Here is a 15,533-nt window from a genome sequence, read left to right as displayed (position 1 = left end):
TTTTAAACAGGCCTGCTTACATCCAGCACATTGGCCTCAAGCACACTTAAATCGACCACTCTTTTTAATTCTTGCAGACTGGTTTCGCCTGCCATCACTAATCGCACCCCCTCCTCGGCCAGCGTGGTGTAACCATATGATCGTGCGTTCTGCTGTAACCTTGGCAGCGAGAGTGGCGTGAGCGCCTCCTCCAAGCCAGAATGCATGGACAAAATTTCCATCACCACAGTCCGGCCTTGATAACCACTTTGTCGACAATGCTGACAACCAACCGCTTCAAAACACGTGAAACTTTCAGGAATGCACGCTGAATCGATGTATTGAAACATGGCTAAAAGGTGTGGGTCCGGGGAGGCTTGGCGCTTGCAGTGTTGACATAAGCGTCGCAATAAGCGCTGGGCAATCACCCCAACCAGGCAACCGGCCAGGGTCTGCGGCTGAATCCCCAAATCCTGCAAGCGCAAAAAGGCAGCTGCAGCATGATTGGTATGCAAGGTGGTCATCACCAGATGTCCAGTCATGGCGGCGCGCACCGCCATAGCGGCCGTGGCTTCATCTCTGACCTCGCCTATCAGCATAATGTCAGGGTCTTGTCGCAAAATGGCGCGCACACCGGTGACAAAATCCACCTTATTGGCTTCGTTGACGGAGGTTTGCCGCATTAGATGGTGTGGATACTCAACCGGATCTTCCAATGTCATGATATTCACCCCGGTCTGATTGAGATGCCCTAGCATGGAATAAAGTGTGGTGGTTTTACCGCTCCCGGTCGGGCCCGTCACGATTAACAAACCCTCCGGTTTTGCCAGCATGGCCTTTAAAGACGCCAACTGCGCGCAGCGTATACCCATCTGCGACAGCGGAATAATGGATTTATGCCTGTCCAGCACGCGCAGTACCAGGTTTTCACCATGTAGGGTAGGATGACTGGAGACCCTGAAATCCACCTCGCGCCCGCACAAGAACAGATTCACGCGGCCGTCTTGCGGCATACGCTGCTCAGCGATATCCATGCCAGCCAAGACTTTGAGGCGCACACACATGGCGGGCCAATAGCGATCGTGCAAACAGCGGATCTGCCAAAGCACGCCATCAATGCGGTAGCGTATCCTGACAAACGCCTGTTCAGGCTCGAAGTGGATATCCGAGGCGCCTTGTTTGACGGCATCGACCAAGATGGCATCCACCAGCCGGATCACGGGATGAGAGGCGGAAGCCACCGGCGAAAGACTAACTGCAGCCTCTTGCTGCTCGATTTCCTGCAACAAGCGCTCCAGCGACAGGCTATGTCCATAACACCGATCCAGCGCCTGCTCTATCTGGACTTCGGTCGCCAGAACAGGCGACAGCGCAATGCCACCGCCTAATAAATGTTTCAGTGCTTCAATCGCGTGTGCGTTCTGGTGATCCTGTACCGCAATCCGCAACGATTGCTGGTCTGGTGTCAGATCAAGCGGTAACAAGCGATGTTGCCTGGCAAAGGTTTCTGGCACTTTGGCGATCCACGCCGGGTCGGGCATCACATGCTGCAAATCCACACTCTCTTGCACATGGAGCTGGGCCAGCACATCTCTCACCATAGCGTCGGTGACAAAGTGCAGCCTAACCAACTGCTGGCCAAGCAACAATTGCTGCTTGCGTTGCTCGATGAGTGCGATATCAAGCTGATCCGAAGTAATCATGCCTTTCGCCAGCATCCACTCTCCAATCCGCATCACTCTTGCTCCAGTAGTTGCGCAAATAAAGCAGCATTGGCTTCGACCCCTGGCATCAGTTGCCGAACGCGCAGCCAATAGTGCTCGTATTGCGCCTGATCACCCAGCCGTTGGCTGATATAAAGCATGCCGACCAATGCCTCGAGTTGATGCGGATCTTGCACCAACAGTTGCGCATAAAGAGGCTGCGCATTTTGCAGTTTCTCCTGCTGTAATGCCGTACGCGCCTGCGCCAACAAGCTGATGGATGACAAGGTCGGCAATGGTCCACGCTGTACCTGCATAACCCAACGAGGCGGGGTATTTTGACGGGGTGAGGGTGATGGGCTCTGCGCAGGCTCACTCTGACTGGGGGTGGCTACGGAAGGTTGCTCAGCTTTTGCTGGCGCATGTAAAGCAAATACACTAGGTCCCTCCTGCAATGCAGACTTTTGCTCACCGATTGGTGACGGCTCAACCGGAGTGACGAATGGCTTTGCATCTACCCATCGGGGCGCAGCATGATTGTCCGGCGCGGATGCCGCTGAAAAGATATCCCAGCCTTGTCGCACTACACAGCAAGTCGCAATGATCAGCATCAGCCACAACCATCCCATGATACGCCGCTCAAGCTGCTGCCAATCGGTGACCATCAGCGATTTTGCATATGCATTTTTATTTAAGCGCAAGGGGCGTTTTGAATCAGCCAGCCATGCTCGAACATCCATCATGATGGCTCCTCGACATTCATTTCAAATGCATCAGTAGGCAAAGCGTCAGGCAGCAAGGGTTGAAACGATCGCAAATCGCCCGTGTTAACATCGGCCCGACCAATCACAGTGGGCCGCAAAAACACAATCAGCTCGGTCTTTTTGGCGGCCTGATTTTTGCCAATAAATGCCTGACCGATGACAGGCAGTCGCGAGAGGCCAGGCACGCGGTCACTAAATTCACGCTGATCATCCTGCATCAGGCCGCCTAAAACAGCGATATGGCCGCTGGCAACATTGAGCACAGACTCCATTTCCCTTACCTGGATTTCGGGCACGCTACTCACAATCCGACTGCTGCCACTGCCTAATTGCGGATTGGGGTCTTCGACATAGCGCAGCACCTTGGACACCGTCGGCCTGACATTTAAATTGACGCGCTGGCGACTATTGATTTGTGCCGTGACAGCCATGACCAAGCCTACCGGCACCGTATTGGCCGTGGTCGTCACTGCTTGCAAATTAGCACCGCTATTACTACTGCTTTGCGAAATTTGCGACTGGATGGTGAAGTAGACCAAGTTATCGACCACCTTGAGAATGGCCGTCTGATTATTGAGCACCATGAGCTTGGGACTGGAGAGGACACGCGTTTTGCCAAACTGCTCAAGCAAGGTGACACTGGCACTTAAATTACCAAAGCGGCTGAGAGGATTTAAGTAGCTCAACATAAACGCCACGTTGCCATTGTTCTGGCCCAAGGCATTTTTACTGTTATTGCTCTCCCACTGACCAGTGGTGCGGTTAAACTGGGCCGCATCGCTGCCCAAAGATTGCGAAAGCAGCCAGCCCCGTTGTTGCGCCGAGGCTGACAGGCGACTCCAGTCTATGCCCATCTGAAAACTTTTATTGAGCTCAACTTCTACAATGGTAGCTTCAATCAAGACCTGCCTGGCGGCAACCTGCATCACAGATTCCAGATAGGCTTTGACTTGCGCCTGCTGACTCTGCGAGGCACGTATGGTCAAGATGCCGGTTTCGGCGTTTGCAATCAGTTTGGAAGCCCGCCAACGGCGTTGCGCTTGCTGCGACTTTTCTTGCAATGGTGATGGTAAGACGGATTCTGCTGTGGTTTTGAGTTCACTGACTGCGGCGCTACCTGGCGCGCTATCAGTACCGCTCGCTGGCATGATCACGGTTGCGGGCAGGTGATCCATCACTTCTGCCCGAGCACTACCGGCTTTATCTGTTTCATCCAGCAGAAGCTGCACATTGTCTACCACGCTCTCCCACAGGTGATAGCGGGATTGAGAGGTGACTGCGGTTCTGGAACTATTACTACTGCCGCCTTGTGCCGGCAATGCTTGCACCTGCGCATTACTGTTACTGGCTGCGGCCATGCCGCCACGGCCAGCGCCATTGATTTCGCTGGCCACGCCAATATAGCCATAGGTATCGCGGCTCATGTTCACATAATTGAGTTTGTAGCTACGGATCACCGGCGTGTCTGGTGTCACCAGCCACACCCCGTCTGACCATTCATAATACATATCGACTTGCCTGGCCATGCGCGCAAGAATCGCGTGCACCGACTGCTGCTGCGCATTTAAAGTGACTTTACCGATCAAGGCCGGATGCACATCAAAATTCAGGCCGCTTTCTTGGGCCAGCGCAAACAGGACCTCCTGCACGGGGGCTTCGCGGACAACCAGATTGATCAAGATGGTGGGGATGGCCGACTTGAGCGCGGGGGGCTTGATGGCAGGGGTAGAAACGATATCTGCCGTATCAATTTCTGGGAAGCTAGCCGAACCGTTGTCGGCCTGAAGGGTTAAAGGCAGTGAAGGTAAATGCAACTGCGCATGCATAGCGCTGCCCGGAGGCTGGCTTTTGCATGCAGCGAGTCCAATCACCAACCACAGGATGAGCACAATACGCATCAACCCCCTCCAAATGATTATTGACATTTTTTAACATATATTAATTTTAATAGATGTTAACTGTCAATCCATCGGGCGCAATCTGGTCAACCAGTGCGAGAGAGGGCGTTTAAAAAAGCTCGATTTCGCCGCTAATGATGCTGTCGTTTAGTAAGCCTTGCTCAACCAGGGATTCGTAGCAGCAGACCTGGTCTCTGCCATGCTCTTTGGCATAGTAGAGTGCTTCATCTGCCCGCTCTAGCACAGTGTTCGGCAGCAAATGCGGTGACATTTTGGAATAACCGATACTGATGGTGACTCGCCCGACTTGCGGGAAACGATATTCAGCAAGGGCTTGCTGAAAGCGCTCTAGCAGCATGACGATGTCATCTTTATCAGCACATGAAAACACGCCCACAAATTCTTCACCACCAAAGCGGAACAGCAAATCGCCATCACGAAAGGTTTCCTGCATGAGGCGGGATAAAAGCAGCAAGACTTCATCACCAATCAAATGACCATAGCTGTCATTGATCTTTTTAAAGAAATCGATATCAAAAATAACTAGATAATGGTGTAACGGAAACCGGAATTCTGGCTTGTAGTCATTAAGCAAAATCTTGCTCACACACTTATCAAAAGTTTTGCGGTTGAGCAAACCAGTCAGTGCATCCCGCTCGTTTTCAATAATCAAGCCGGCATAGTGATTAAATACCTGCAAACATTGTTCGACCAGCGCGATCGCTTCTGCGGATAACTGCGCATGCTGAATCAACAGTATGGCATTTTTATGGGCAACACTTTGTTTGAGCGGAAAAATGTGCAACTTGCCCGCTGCAGTGTCCAGGCAAACAGATTGCCGAGTTTCCTGATCCAGGTAATTTAAAAGCAACGCATAAACATCGCTAGGCCACGCTTCAAAAGCAGGATCCATCTCATCTTGAGAGTCCATCACCGAGACCAACTGCCGACGCGACAATACCTGCATCCGGATCGGCTTTTCCTCGGCAGCAAAAATACACATCCAGTGCTGCATCAACGAAAGCAGCGCTGGATCCAATGCAAGGCTCTCCCTGACCTGTGTCAGGCCGATCAGGCTTTGCATAAACTTTTTCAAATTTAAATGACTAGGCATGTGTTCGACAGATGTTGTTTCGAACACTTTAACAAAGGGAAGAATGATTCTTAATTAGGAAAAGAACCGATTTGTAGGACTAAATTGTGAGGTTGAAGCAGAAAAGTGAAAATGGGGTGGCTAATCGGGCTCGAACCGACGACAACCGGAATCACAATCCGGGGCTCTACCAACTGAGCTATAGCCACCACTGAGAGAAATTGGCTGAAATTTTGGCCTGCCCGACAGGAATCGAACCTGTAACCCCCAGCTTAGAAGGCTGGTGCTCTATCCAGTTGAGCTACGAGCAGATAAAGTAGTTACATGCCGATCAGGCAATCCAGAGAAACTGGTCGGCGTGGAGAGATTCGAACTCCCGACATCCTGCTCCCAAAGCAGGCGCGCTACCAGACTACGCTACACGCCGAAAGCAGAAATATAACCGATTTCACGAATTTGTGTCAATCTCGATGTGATAAAATTATCTTTTTTACGACAAATTTTTTGCTCATGAGCGCTCAGATTATTGATGGCAAGCAAATTGCGAATCAACTATTAGAAGAAATCAAATCCAAAATCGACCAACGGCTAGTTGATGGCAAACGTGCTCCTTGCCTGGCCGTTGTCCTTGTCGGTGATGATCCGGCTTCTGCCATTTATGTGCGCAACAAGCGTCTGGCTTGCGAAAAAGTCGGGATCGTCTCAATTGCGCATAACCTGCCAGCCAACACCACGCAAGAGGCCTTATTCGCGCTCATTCAAACACTGAATGCCGACCCTGACACTGACGGCATTCTGGTGCAATCCCCGCTCCCCCATCATATTGATGAGTCTGCCATTCTGGCGCTGATAGATCCCGGCAAAGATGTGGATGGGTTTCACCCCTACAATATAGGCCGCCTGGCGGTACGCCAGCCCTTATTACGTTCCTGCACGCCTTACGGAGTCATCAAGATGCTGCAAGCCAGCGGGATCGTGATCAAGGGGCTGGACGCCGTTGTCGTTGGCGTGTCTAACCACGTTGGGCGCCCTATGGGCCTGGAGCTCCTGTTGGCCGGGTGCACCGTCACCAGCTGTCACCGGCACACCAAAGACTTACAAAGCCATATTAGTCGTGCCGATCTCATTGTATCCGCGGTGGGCAAGCCTGGCTTGGTCAAGGGTGAGTGGATTAAACCTGGCGCTATTGTGGTCGATATTGGGATTAATCGCCTGCCTGATGGCAAGATCACCGGCGACGTTGACTTTGCGATTGCCAGCCAGCGTGCCAGCCATATTACGCCGGTGCCTGGTGGCGTCGGCCCAATGACTGTAGCCACGCTGATGGAAAATACCTTGAAGGCGCTGGAACTCAGTGAGCAAGCTTAAGCCGAAGCAGTCTTGCCCTTGCGAATAGGCTTTGCAGGGGTTTGAAACTGGTGTAAACTCGCGCGATTGTTGATTGACGTAATGCAATAAACCATGCCGCTACAGGCATTCACTATTCGAAGTTTCGTTCGTTGGAACCATCATGGCAGATACCGTTAACAAATCCTTTACCCCTTACCAGCCCGCCGCCGGTGAGGAATACATGAATAAAAAGCAGCAGGATCACTTCCGCAAAATCCTGAATGACTGGAAAGCAGAATTGAGTCACGATATTGATCGTACCGTGCATACCATGCAGGACGAAGTGACCAGCTTTGCTGACCCGAATGACCGCGCCAGCCAGGAATCTGACATGGCGCTGGAACTGCGCAACCGTGACCGTGAGCGCAAACTGATCAAGAAAATCGACGAAACCTTGCGTAACATCGACAGCGGTGACTACGGCTACTGCGAAGGCTGCGGGATCGAAATTGGCCTCAAGCGCCTGGAAGCCCGCCCAACCGCCACCTTGTGCATAGACTGCAAAACGCTGGATGAAATGCGCGAGAAACAAGTCGCCAAATAAGGCTAAAGCTATCAAGCAATAAAAAAGCTGCCTAAGGGCAGCTTTTTTATTGCACTGGTTTTATTGCATCGCAATGCATCCACGCACTACCAGTGCTCCTCAACCGCAAACAAGCGTTTGTGCTCACGGATGGCATAACGGTCAGTCATGCCGGCAATGTAATCAGCCACCGCCCGCGCCTGATCTTGCTTGGCTGCCAATTGGTGCTCGTCAGGCATCAAGGCCGGATTATCCATAAAGGTCTTAAATAACTCTTCAATAATCCGCCTGGCTTTGGCACTCATGCGATTCACCCGGTAGTGCTGATAGAGGTGCTTGCGCAAAAACTGTTTTAATTCGTGATTCTTTTGCACGACCGGCTGGCTAAAGCCGACTAGATAAGCGGGTGCTTTGCGCACATCGTCTACGCTGCCCGGATTCAACTGCGCAATCGCTTGCTGGCTATGCTGACATAAATCGACCACCAGCACATTGATCATGCGGCGGATGGTTTCATGGATGAGCCGTTTTTCCTCAATCTCGCCATATTGCTTTTTAACCTCATGCATATTTTCGGCAAATAGCTGGATATTGGATAGCTGTTGGATGGTGATGAGGCCGGAACGTAAGCCGTCATCCACGTCATGATTGTTATAGGCAATTTCGTCAGCAAAGTTGGTGACTTGGGCCTCAAGGCTGGGCGACTCACCGCGCAAGAAACGTTCACCAACATCGCCTAGAAGTTGCGCATTTTTGCGCGAGCAATGTTTGAGGATGCCTTCACGGACTTCGAAAGTGAGGTTTAAGCCATCAAAACTGGCATAGCGGTTTTCCAGCAGATCAACCACGCGCAAGGACTGCAGGTTGTGCTCAAAACCGCCATAGTCTTTCATGCAATGATTGAGCGCATCTTGTCCGGCATGGCCAAACGGGGTGTGCCCAAGATCATGCGCCAGCGCGATAGCCTCGGCCAAATCTTCGTGCAAGCCCAAGGTGCGCGCGATACCGCGTGTCAGTTGCGCGACCTCGATACTATGCGTCAGACGCGTGCGAAACAGGTCACCTTCATGGTTTACAAATACCTGCGTTTTGTATTCGAGCCGCCTAAAGGCTGTGGAATGAATAATCCGGTCGCGGTCACGCTGAAAAACATTGCGCAACGGTGACTCCTGCTCGCCGACCTTGCGGCCACGAGACTGTTCTGGATGGGCAGCAAAAACGGCGAGTGTCATCATGGGCTTTCTGAATCAGGCCGTCAGCGACAGCGTCTGTTTAAGTTTATCTGCATCGTAATCAGCCGTGATCACGGCTTTGCCTATCGCCTGTTGCAGAATCAGGCGAATGCGGCCATCGGCCACTTTCTTGTCAAGTTGCATCAAACGCAAATACTCATCCGCGCCCAAATCAGGGGCAGTCACCGGCAAGCTGGCAGCGTGCATGATGGTTTTGATACGCGCGACTTGTGCCGCATCCAGCCAGCCCATGCGTTGCGACAAGTCAGCCGCCATCACGGTACCCGCCGCCACTGCCTCGCCATGCAGCCAGACACCGTAACCCATGGCATTTTCGATGGCATGACCAAACGTATGGCCCAGATTGAGCAAGGCGCGCTCGCCTTGCTCATGCTCATCAGCAGCCACCACTTCGGCCTTGTTCTGACATGAACGGTAAATGGCATAGCTGGCTACGGCATGATCCAGCGCCATCAGGGCGGACATATTGGTTTCCAGCCAATTAAAAAAATCAGCATCCCGAATCAGCCCGTACTTGATAACCTCAGCCACGCCGGCAGACAACTCGCGTTGCGGCAAGGTCCTCAAGGTATCAATATCCGCCAGTACCAGCTTGGGCTGATAAAACGCGCCTATCATGTTTTTACCGAGCGGATGGTTGATGCCGGTTTTACCACCGACACTGGAGTCCACCTGCGAGAGCAGAGTAGTAGGCACCTGAATAAACGGCACGCCGCGCAAATAGGTTGCCGCAGCATAGCCGGTCAAATCGCCAATCACCCCCCCACCTAAGGCAATCAGCGTGGTATTCCGCTCGCAGCGGTGTTGCAGCAGATGATCATAAATCGTTTGCAAGGTCTCATTATTTTTATAGGCCTCGCCATCCGGCAAAATGATTTCAATCACGCTCACGCCTGCCTCTCGCAGCGGCTGGGCAATGCTCTGCATATACAAAGGCGCGACCGTTGTATTGCTGACAATCGCCACCTGCTTACGCTTGAGGTGGGGCAAAATCAGGTCAACCTGATGTAACAGGCCATTCCCAATATGAATAGGATAGCTACGGTCAGCCAGGCTGACGGTTAAGGTTTGCATGACGGCTCCAACGCTTTCAGGGCGCTCTCAATTTTTTGGATAATCACTGCGACTGGCTGATGACCGGTATCGACGATCAGGTGTGCAGTCTCGGTATAGAGTGGATTGCGGGCATGGAACAATTGTTCCAATTTGGCTTTGACATCGACATTCTGTAGCAGCGGTCGGTTTTTATCATTGCGCGTGCGTAAATACAGCTCATTCACATTTGCACGCAAATAAATCACATAGCCATATTTTTTGAGAATTTCGCGGTTTTCCGGGGCGATGATGGCACCACCGCCGGTGGCCAGCACGATATTTTCCTGCTGCGCAAACTCCTCTAGCGTGGCGGTCTCGCGCTTGCGGAAGCCAGCTTCGCCTTCCAGCTCGAAGATGGTCGGGATTTTAACGCCCGTGCGCTGCTCAATGACATGATCCGTGTCGTAGAAGGTCTTGCCCAGACTTTTGGCAATCAATTTGCCAACTGTGGTCTTGCCTGCCCCCATCAACCCGATCAAAAAAATGTTATTTGGTATTTGCGTACCCATAAAAATGCCCAACTGTTCAGTTGGGCATTTTAAGGCAAAGCCTGTCTGCTGTCAGTAATCGTTCAGCAAGCCATGCAATGATCAGTTCAAGGCCAGCGTCTCGTCCATGACTTTAGGCGTGATAAAGATCAGCAACTCAGTTTTATCTTCCTGTCTGGTGTTGCGCTTGAAGGCATAACCCACCACAGGCAAGTCACCAAAAAATGGCACCTTGTCCGTAGATTTACGCGACACTTGCTCATAAATCCCACCTAATACCACGGTCTCACCGTTACCCACCAGCACTTGCGTTTGCACGTTTTGCGTGTTGATCGCGACACCGCCGGGGGTATCCTCACCCTTACTATCCTTGCGCACATCGAGATCCATAATAATTTTCTGGTCTGGTGTAATTTGTGGCGTCACCTCCAGGCTCAACTCGGCCTTTTTAAAGCTGACGGCTGTCGCCCCACTGCTGGTCGCAGTTTGGTATGGAATCTCCACGCCTTGTGCAATACGGGCTTTTTGCTGATTGGCTGTGGTTACGCGCGGACTTGAAATCACTTTGCCGCGTGCGTCGGCTTCCAGTGCAGACAATTCCAGATTCAGCAACAAGTTAGCCGAGAGCTTGAGCAAACTGAGCGCGATGCCGCCATAAGCATTGGTGACCGGCAAATTGGACATGAGATCAGGCTGACCATTGGAGCTAATAATATAGTTGCCTATCGTGGCACTTTGTACCGTGCCTCCTTGAGCACCCAAGGTATAGGTCCCGTTACTACCCGCCGTCGTCGGTGCCGTGAATGCGGTTGCCTTGTTCCCCAAGCCTCCGCCGATAGAAAGATTGGTATTGCTACCCGGTGTACCGGTTTGTGAAATACCAAACCGTGCGCCCAACGCTTTGGAGAAGGTATTTGAAGCAATCACCATGCGTGACTCAATCATCACCTGCTTCACAGGTACATCCACCTTGTTGATGATGGCTTGCACCTCGTCCAGCTTTCTCGGCGTGTCCTGCACAAATATCGTGTTTGTCCTGGCATCAAAGGTCACACTGCCACGTTGAGACAAGATACGGTTCATCCGTCCGCCTGAAGAGCCGCCAGCACCACCACTCATAGACAAGCTGGCACCACCACTGCTTCCGGTGGTGCCCGTACCACCCCCCAGCAGCATATTTCTGAAATCCATGGCTTTCTGATATTTGAGCGAAAAGACTTCTGTACGTAATGCTTCCAGAGTCTCGCGCTCGGCTTCTGCGGTCAGCTGTGCCTTCTCTTTCGCGGCAAACTCCTCGGCCGGCGCAATCGAGATCACGCTGCCATTGACGCGCATGTCCAACCCTTTGCTTTTCATGATCACATCCAGCGCCTGATCCCAGGGCACATCTTTCAGACCAATGGTCACGCTGCCCGAAACCGCATCGCTGACCACAATATTTTTACCGGTGAAGTCAGCGATCACTTTCAACACATCCCTCACATCAACGCGCTGGAAGTTAAGCGATAACTTCTCCCCGGCATAGCCCTGCTTGGAGCCTTGAATCAGCTTGTTCGGGTCTTTTGCCAACGGACGGATATCCACCACCAACCGTTTATCGGTCTGATAAGCCGATTGCTCCCAATCGCCTTGCGGTTCAATCACGATTTGCGCTTGATGCGCGTGACGTAATGCATCCACATACAACACGGGGGTATTAAAGTTAATCACATTTAAACGGCGTTGCAGCGCTTCGGGTAACTCGGTATCGGCGAAGTCAATCACCACGGTTTTACCGGCATTACGCACATTCACGCCCACCCGGCTATCCGACAAATCAACCAGTATCCGGCCTTCACCATTTCTGCCACGCACAAAATCAATGTGCTCAATTTTATGTGCTGCACCCGACGCTTGCTCCGAAAAGCGTTTCGCTGCAGCCGCAGCGACTGGCACCTCCTGAGCCTCCTGAATCAACCCGACCATCAGGGATGCACCCTGTAATTGCAATTGGTGCTGTACAGATTTGGTTAAATTCAACACCACACGACTACGGTCATTGCTTTGCGCGATCTGTACCGATTTCAATACCCCCTGATTGATCGGGATCACATTTTTCCCTGTCGCATTGATGGCATTCGGCAGATCAAAAACCACTCTGGGCGGATTACTTAAGGTGAAGCTAACAGGCGCGCTTGCCAATGGTTGCGACAACTGCAACTGCACATTCAGCTTGGCTCCGGGTTGCAAGGTAGCTTCAACGGCCTGCAGCTGGGTTTTTCCGTCTGTTGGTTCTGCTGCCACAAAACCAATCTGGGCAGCCATGGCGATCAGCAATGCCAATCGGACAATATGATTAGGAAATATTTTCATCATTGATGTTCCTGCAGTTCCAACGTTGTCATTTGCTCAGACCATTCACCGCTAACCGGGTCTTGAATCGTCTCTTTTACCTTCAGTTCATATTTCAGGCTTTGTCGGTTCTCACCCAAAGCCGTGACCACACCAAACCGCTCTCCCAAATGAGACCCCGGCCTGACCTGGTAAATAAGGTTATCCGGCGTTTGGATGGTGGCAAACATAATGCTTTTCTTGCTCATCACGCCGACAAACTTCAGACTTTCGAGCGCATAGGCTTCCAGCGGCTCTTTAGGCCGTTTCAAGTCAGGCTGATTCGTGTTGTGTACCGCGGCCTTGCGGGGCACAAACGGATCATGCAACGCACCGTCTGCGTTGTATTGTTTGGGCGCAAACCCTTGTACCTGTGGCAATGCCTCTATCGGCGCCACCATGGTCTGGTTTGCTTCATTCATAAACTGGGTGAGATCATCATCCTGCTTACTACCGCATGCGGTCAGCAGGAGCGCCAATCCAACCGGGATCCATTGCAGATTGATCGTCATTTTTTAGCCGCCTTGCTTTCCAGTGCCTTACGCGCCGCCACTTCCTCGGCATCGAGATAGCGATATGTTTTGGCAACGGCCTCCATCACCAGCATGTCTTTATGCGGCTGCTTGTCATCTTTGCCTGCAGGCTGAATATGCAAGTTATGCAAGGTCACGATGCGTGACAGCTTGGCGACCTCTGTTACAAAGGCGCCCAGATCATGGTAATGCCCCAACACCTTGATATTGATGGGCTTCTCGGCATAAAACTCGGCAAATATTTCAGGCAAAGGCACAAAGCCTTCAAATGAAAGTCCCTGGCTTAATCCAGCCTGATTGATATCGGTCAGCAAGCCATCCATTTCGGATTTATCCGGCAATTGTTTCAACAGCGTGCCAAAGGTATGCTGAATCTCGACCACCTGTTGCTCATAGGCATTCATTCTCAAGGCCTGGACTTTCTTGGCCAGGTATTCATCACGCAGCCCCTGCTCTTTTTCCTTTTCTGCTTTTAATTCCTTGAGATTGGGATTGAGCAGAAACAAGTAGCCAAGTAACAGCAAGGCAGCAGCCAGCATCGCCAGCAAGGCCGCCTTCATTGGCACCGGCAAGTTACCGGCATTTTTTAAATCAATATTGTTAAAGTCAGACAATTGCATACGAGGTCATCCTTTAGCCGGCACCGGGGTTTGCTTGTCCGCCGTAGGGGGAGCATCCCGCTTCAAGGTCACGCGCAAGACAAACTCATACTCCTTGATTGCTTGTGCGTTGGTGATGGCTTTGATTTCAACCAGGTTAGGGCTGTGCATAATGGTTGAGCTAGCCAGGTTATGCACCAGCGTCGCCACTCGGGCATTGGTATCGGCCACACCTTTGAGCTCAATTTCATCCTCAAGCTGTTTTACGCTCTTGAGATAGACACCTTCGGGTTGTTGTCTGGCCAATTCATCCAAAATCAGCACCGCCTGGTTACGGTCACTTTGCAAGCCCTCAACAATCTGCTTGCGCTCCAAAACATGCTTGATCTGATCCTTCAGTTTGCCAATATTGGCAATTTCGGTATCCAGCCTTGCCATTTCGTCTTGCAGCCGCTGATTCCGTGCTTGCTGCGCCTGGATTTTGCTGTGGATATAGCTCCAGCTCACAAATAAAATGGCTGCGGCGGCGACGGCCACCAATGCCGCCATCAAGCCAAACTCACGTTGACGCTCGGCACGCCGGATCTGACGATGCGGCAGCAAATTGACTTTAATCATGCATCCACCCCGCGTAACGCTAGACCACAGGCAATCATGAGTGCTGGGGCATCTGTCTCAAGCTGGGAAGGTTTAATCTTGCTGGCCAGCGCCATGCCCTGAAAAGCATTCGCCACCAAGCTATGCACGCCGGTTTTTTCTTCAATAAGTGCCGCCAAGCCATCGGTTGCCGCCACGCCACCGGCCAACAACAGATGATCAACTTTGTTGTATTGGGTGGAGTTAGTGAAAAATGAAACGGCTCTGGCAGCCTCGGCCGCCAGATTTTGTAAAAACGGCTGCAACACTTCCTGCGCATAAGAAGCTGGCAATCCGCCTTGACGCTTGGCGATTTCGCTTTCTTCAGGCGACAAGCCAAACCGGCGCTGAATCTCTTGCGACAAGGTCGCCCCACCAAAGGCTTGCTCTCGTGCATAGACGGAGTGTGTGCCTACCATCACATTGATATGGGTAACAAAGGCACCGATATCCAGAATCATGGTCACAGTTTTTTTACTGTGATCAGGCAAATGTCTCAAAATCTGACGGTAAGCCGTTTCTGTCGCATAGGCCTCAACATCCATGATCTGCACCTTGAGCCCGGCTTCTTCAGCCACGGCCACCCGGTCATCGATTTTTTCTTTCTTGGCCGCCACAATCAGCACCTCCACTTCATCGGTGCTTTTCCCCATCGGGCCCAAGATCTGAAAGTCCAGATTCATTTCGTCGAGCGGGAACGGGATGTACTGATTTGCCTCAGACTCGACTTGCAGCTCCATGTCTTCTTCGCGCAATCCGGCAGGCATAATCACGCGCTTGGAAATCACCGCCGCAGTTGGCAGGGCCAAGACTACCTGACGCGCACGCGAACCCAGCAATCGCCAGGCGGCACGCATGCTCTCAGCCACCTGGGTGAGATCATTGATATTGCCGTCACTGATTGCGCCTTTAGGCAACGTGACATTGGCATAGCCATCCAGCCGGAATTGCTGCTTGCCAATGGCACTAAGCTCCACCATCTTGACGGCGGTTGCACTGACATCCACACCAATAAAACTGGTTTTTTTGCGCTGTAAAAAGCCCAGACTCAACGGTATTGCCCTTCATAAATAGTTACATGCCCGACTTGCTATGCATCATCCATGCCAACTCATGCATTCGAGTGGGTAAACAATGGCTTACATGTATTTTTGCGAGTCAGGGAATTCCTGATTATTTGCATGATTCCATAATTAACTGCCTATGAATC

General features: G+C 51.8%; 14 protein-coding genes and 3 tRNA genes. 2 read left to right on the top strand and 15 right to left on the bottom strand.

All coding sequences use genetic code 11. The features are described from left to right. Positions 1–2: 2 nt before the first annotated feature. The 7 genes from ACT53G_RS11385 to ACT53G_RS11355 form a co-directional block, all read right to left on the bottom strand. Positions 3–1,715, bottom strand: a complete 1,713-nt coding sequence (locus ACT53G_RS11385) for a GspE/PulE family protein (protein ID WP_476169453.1) — start codon at positions 1,713–1,715, stop codon at positions 3–5. Beyond that, positions 1,715–2,425, bottom strand: a complete 711-nt coding sequence (locus tag ACT53G_RS11380) for a tetratricopeptide repeat protein (protein WP_476169452.1) — start codon at positions 2,423–2,425, stop codon at positions 1,715–1,717. The genes ACT53G_RS11385 and ACT53G_RS11380 overlap by 1 nt, the downstream gene beginning before the upstream one ends. Continuing rightward, positions 2,422–4,344, bottom strand: a complete 1,923-nt coding sequence (locus ACT53G_RS11375) for a type II secretion system protein GspD (protein WP_476169451.1) — start codon at positions 4,342–4,344, stop codon at positions 2,422–2,424. The genes ACT53G_RS11380 and ACT53G_RS11375 overlap by 4 nt, the downstream gene beginning before the upstream one ends. A 109-nt stretch (positions 4,345–4,453) precedes the next feature. Continuing rightward, complete coding sequence (locus ACT53G_RS11370) at positions 4,454–5,458, bottom strand: GGDEF domain-containing protein (RefSeq protein WP_476169450.1); 1,005 nt, start codon at positions 5,456–5,458, stop codon at positions 4,454–4,456. A 112-nt stretch (positions 5,459–5,570) separates the two neighbouring features. Next, positions 5,571–5,646, bottom strand: a tRNA-His gene (locus ACT53G_RS11365). A gap of 25 nt (positions 5,647–5,671) precedes the next feature. Continuing rightward, a tRNA-Arg gene (locus tag ACT53G_RS11360) sits at positions 5,672–5,748 on the bottom strand. Between the two features lie 39 nt (positions 5,749–5,787). Continuing rightward, positions 5,788–5,864, bottom strand: a tRNA-Pro gene (locus ACT53G_RS11355). Between the two features lie 83 nt (positions 5,865–5,947). Here ACT53G_RS11355 and folD point away from each other — a divergent pair. Continuing rightward, entirely contained in the window at positions 5,948–6,805 is an 858-nt protein-coding gene (folD, locus tag ACT53G_RS11350) for a bifunctional methylenetetrahydrofolate dehydrogenase/methenyltetrahydrofolate cyclohydrolase FolD (protein ID WP_476169449.1), read from the top strand. A gap of 142 nt (positions 6,806–6,947) precedes the next feature. Next, the gene (gene dksA / locus ACT53G_RS11345) at positions 6,948–7,370 is read left to right on the top strand and encodes an RNA polymerase-binding protein DksA (protein WP_018986915.1); all 423 of its coding nucleotides are present in this window, start codon (positions 6,948–6,950) and stop codon (positions 7,368–7,370) included. Positions 7,371–7,456: 86 nt separating this feature from the next. On the opposite strand, the gene ACT53G_RS11340 is transcribed toward dksA, so the two are convergent. The 8 genes from ACT53G_RS11340 to ACT53G_RS11305 all read right to left on the bottom strand — a co-directional run bounded on the left by ACT53G_RS11340 (position 7,457) and on the right by ACT53G_RS11305 (position 15,375). Further along, entirely contained in the window at positions 7,457–8,584 is a 1,128-nt protein-coding gene (locus tag ACT53G_RS11340; RefSeq protein ID WP_194748985.1) for a deoxyguanosinetriphosphate triphosphohydrolase, read from the bottom strand. A gap of 12 nt (positions 8,585–8,596) precedes the next feature. Continuing rightward, positions 8,597–9,676: a 3-dehydroquinate synthase gene (gene aroB, locus ACT53G_RS11335; protein ID WP_476169448.1), complete on the bottom strand. Its 1,080-nt coding sequence runs from the start codon at positions 9,674–9,676 to the stop codon at positions 8,597–8,599. Then, positions 9,664–10,206 (bottom strand): shikimate kinase, encoded by a 543-nt coding sequence (locus tag ACT53G_RS11330; RefSeq protein ID WP_194748987.1) that lies wholly within the window; start codon positions 10,204–10,206, stop codon positions 9,664–9,666. The genes aroB and ACT53G_RS11330 overlap by 13 nt, the downstream gene beginning before the upstream one ends. Positions 10,207–10,287: 81 nt before the next feature. Continuing rightward, positions 10,288–12,540 (bottom strand): type IV pilus secretin PilQ, encoded by a 2,253-nt coding sequence (locus ACT53G_RS11325; protein WP_379074080.1) that lies wholly within the window; start codon positions 12,538–12,540, stop codon positions 10,288–10,290. Then, a complete protein-coding gene (locus ACT53G_RS11320) occupies positions 12,537–13,067 on the bottom strand; it encodes a pilus assembly protein PilP (protein WP_476169447.1) in 531 nt (176 codons plus the stop codon). Before ACT53G_RS11320 ends, ACT53G_RS11325 begins: the two co-directional genes overlap by 4 nt. Next, entirely contained in the window at positions 13,064–13,708 is a 645-nt protein-coding gene (locus ACT53G_RS11315; protein ID WP_194748990.1) for a type IV pilus inner membrane component PilO, read from the bottom strand. The genes ACT53G_RS11320 and ACT53G_RS11315 overlap by 4 nt, the downstream gene beginning before the upstream one ends. A gap of 6 nt (positions 13,709–13,714) precedes the next feature. Next, the gene (locus ACT53G_RS11310) at positions 13,715–14,305 is read right to left on the bottom strand and encodes a PilN domain-containing protein (protein ID WP_194748991.1); all 591 of its coding nucleotides are present in this window, start codon (positions 14,303–14,305) and stop codon (positions 13,715–13,717) included. Next, entirely contained in the window at positions 14,302–15,375 is a 1,074-nt protein-coding gene (locus ACT53G_RS11305; RefSeq protein WP_194748992.1) for a pilus assembly protein PilM, read from the bottom strand. Before ACT53G_RS11305 ends, ACT53G_RS11310 begins: the two co-directional genes overlap by 4 nt. Positions 15,376–15,533 lie beyond the last annotated feature (158 nt).

The sequence above is a fragment of the Methylophilus sp. DMC18 genome, from assembly GCF_056314005.1.
Note: the sequence above shows the minus strand (reverse complement) of the source record. Positions and strands in the feature narration are given on the sequence as shown.

Bases quoted from the DNA above. Each gene is read 5' to 3' on its own strand.
- ACT53G_RS11385 (WP_476169453.1), bottom strand. From the start codon at position 1,715: ATGCGGATTGGAGAGTGGATGCTGGCGAAAGGCATGATTACTTCGGAT.
- ACT53G_RS11380 (WP_476169452.1), bottom strand. From the start codon at position 2,425: ATGATGGATGTTCGAGCATGGCTGGCTGATTCAAAACGCCCCTTGCGC.
- ACT53G_RS11375 (WP_476169451.1), bottom strand. From the start codon at position 4,344: ATGCGTATTGTGCTCATCCTGTGGTTGGTGATTGGACTCGCTGCATGC.
- ACT53G_RS11370 (WP_476169450.1), bottom strand. From the start codon at position 5,458: ATGCCTAGTCATTTAAATTTGAAAAAGTTTATGCAAAGCCTGATCGGC.
- folD (WP_476169449.1), top strand. From the start codon at position 5,948: ATGAGCGCTCAGATTATTGATGGCAAGCAAATTGCGAATCAACTATTA.
- dksA (WP_018986915.1), top strand. From the start codon at position 6,948: ATGGCAGATACCGTTAACAAATCCTTTACCCCTTACCAGCCCGCCGCC.
- ACT53G_RS11340 (WP_194748985.1), bottom strand. From the start codon at position 8,584: ATGATGACACTCGCCGTTTTTGCTGCCCATCCAGAACAGTCTCGTGGC.
- aroB (WP_476169448.1), bottom strand. From the start codon at position 9,676: ATGCAAACCTTAACCGTCAGCCTGGCTGACCGTAGCTATCCTATTCAT.
- ACT53G_RS11330 (WP_194748987.1), bottom strand. From the start codon at position 10,206: ATGGGTACGCAAATACCAAATAACATTTTTTTGATCGGGTTGATGGGG.
- ACT53G_RS11325 (WP_379074080.1), bottom strand. From the start codon at position 12,540: ATGATGAAAATATTTCCTAATCATATTGTCCGATTGGCATTGCTGATC.
- ACT53G_RS11320 (WP_476169447.1), bottom strand. From the start codon at position 13,067: ATGACGATCAATCTGCAATGGATCCCGGTTGGATTGGCGCTCCTGCTG.
- ACT53G_RS11315 (WP_194748990.1), bottom strand. From the start codon at position 13,708: ATGCAATTGTCTGACTTTAACAATATTGATTTAAAAAATGCCGGTAAC.
- ACT53G_RS11310 (WP_194748991.1), bottom strand. From the start codon at position 14,305: ATGATTAAAGTCAATTTGCTGCCGCATCGTCAGATCCGGCGTGCCGAG.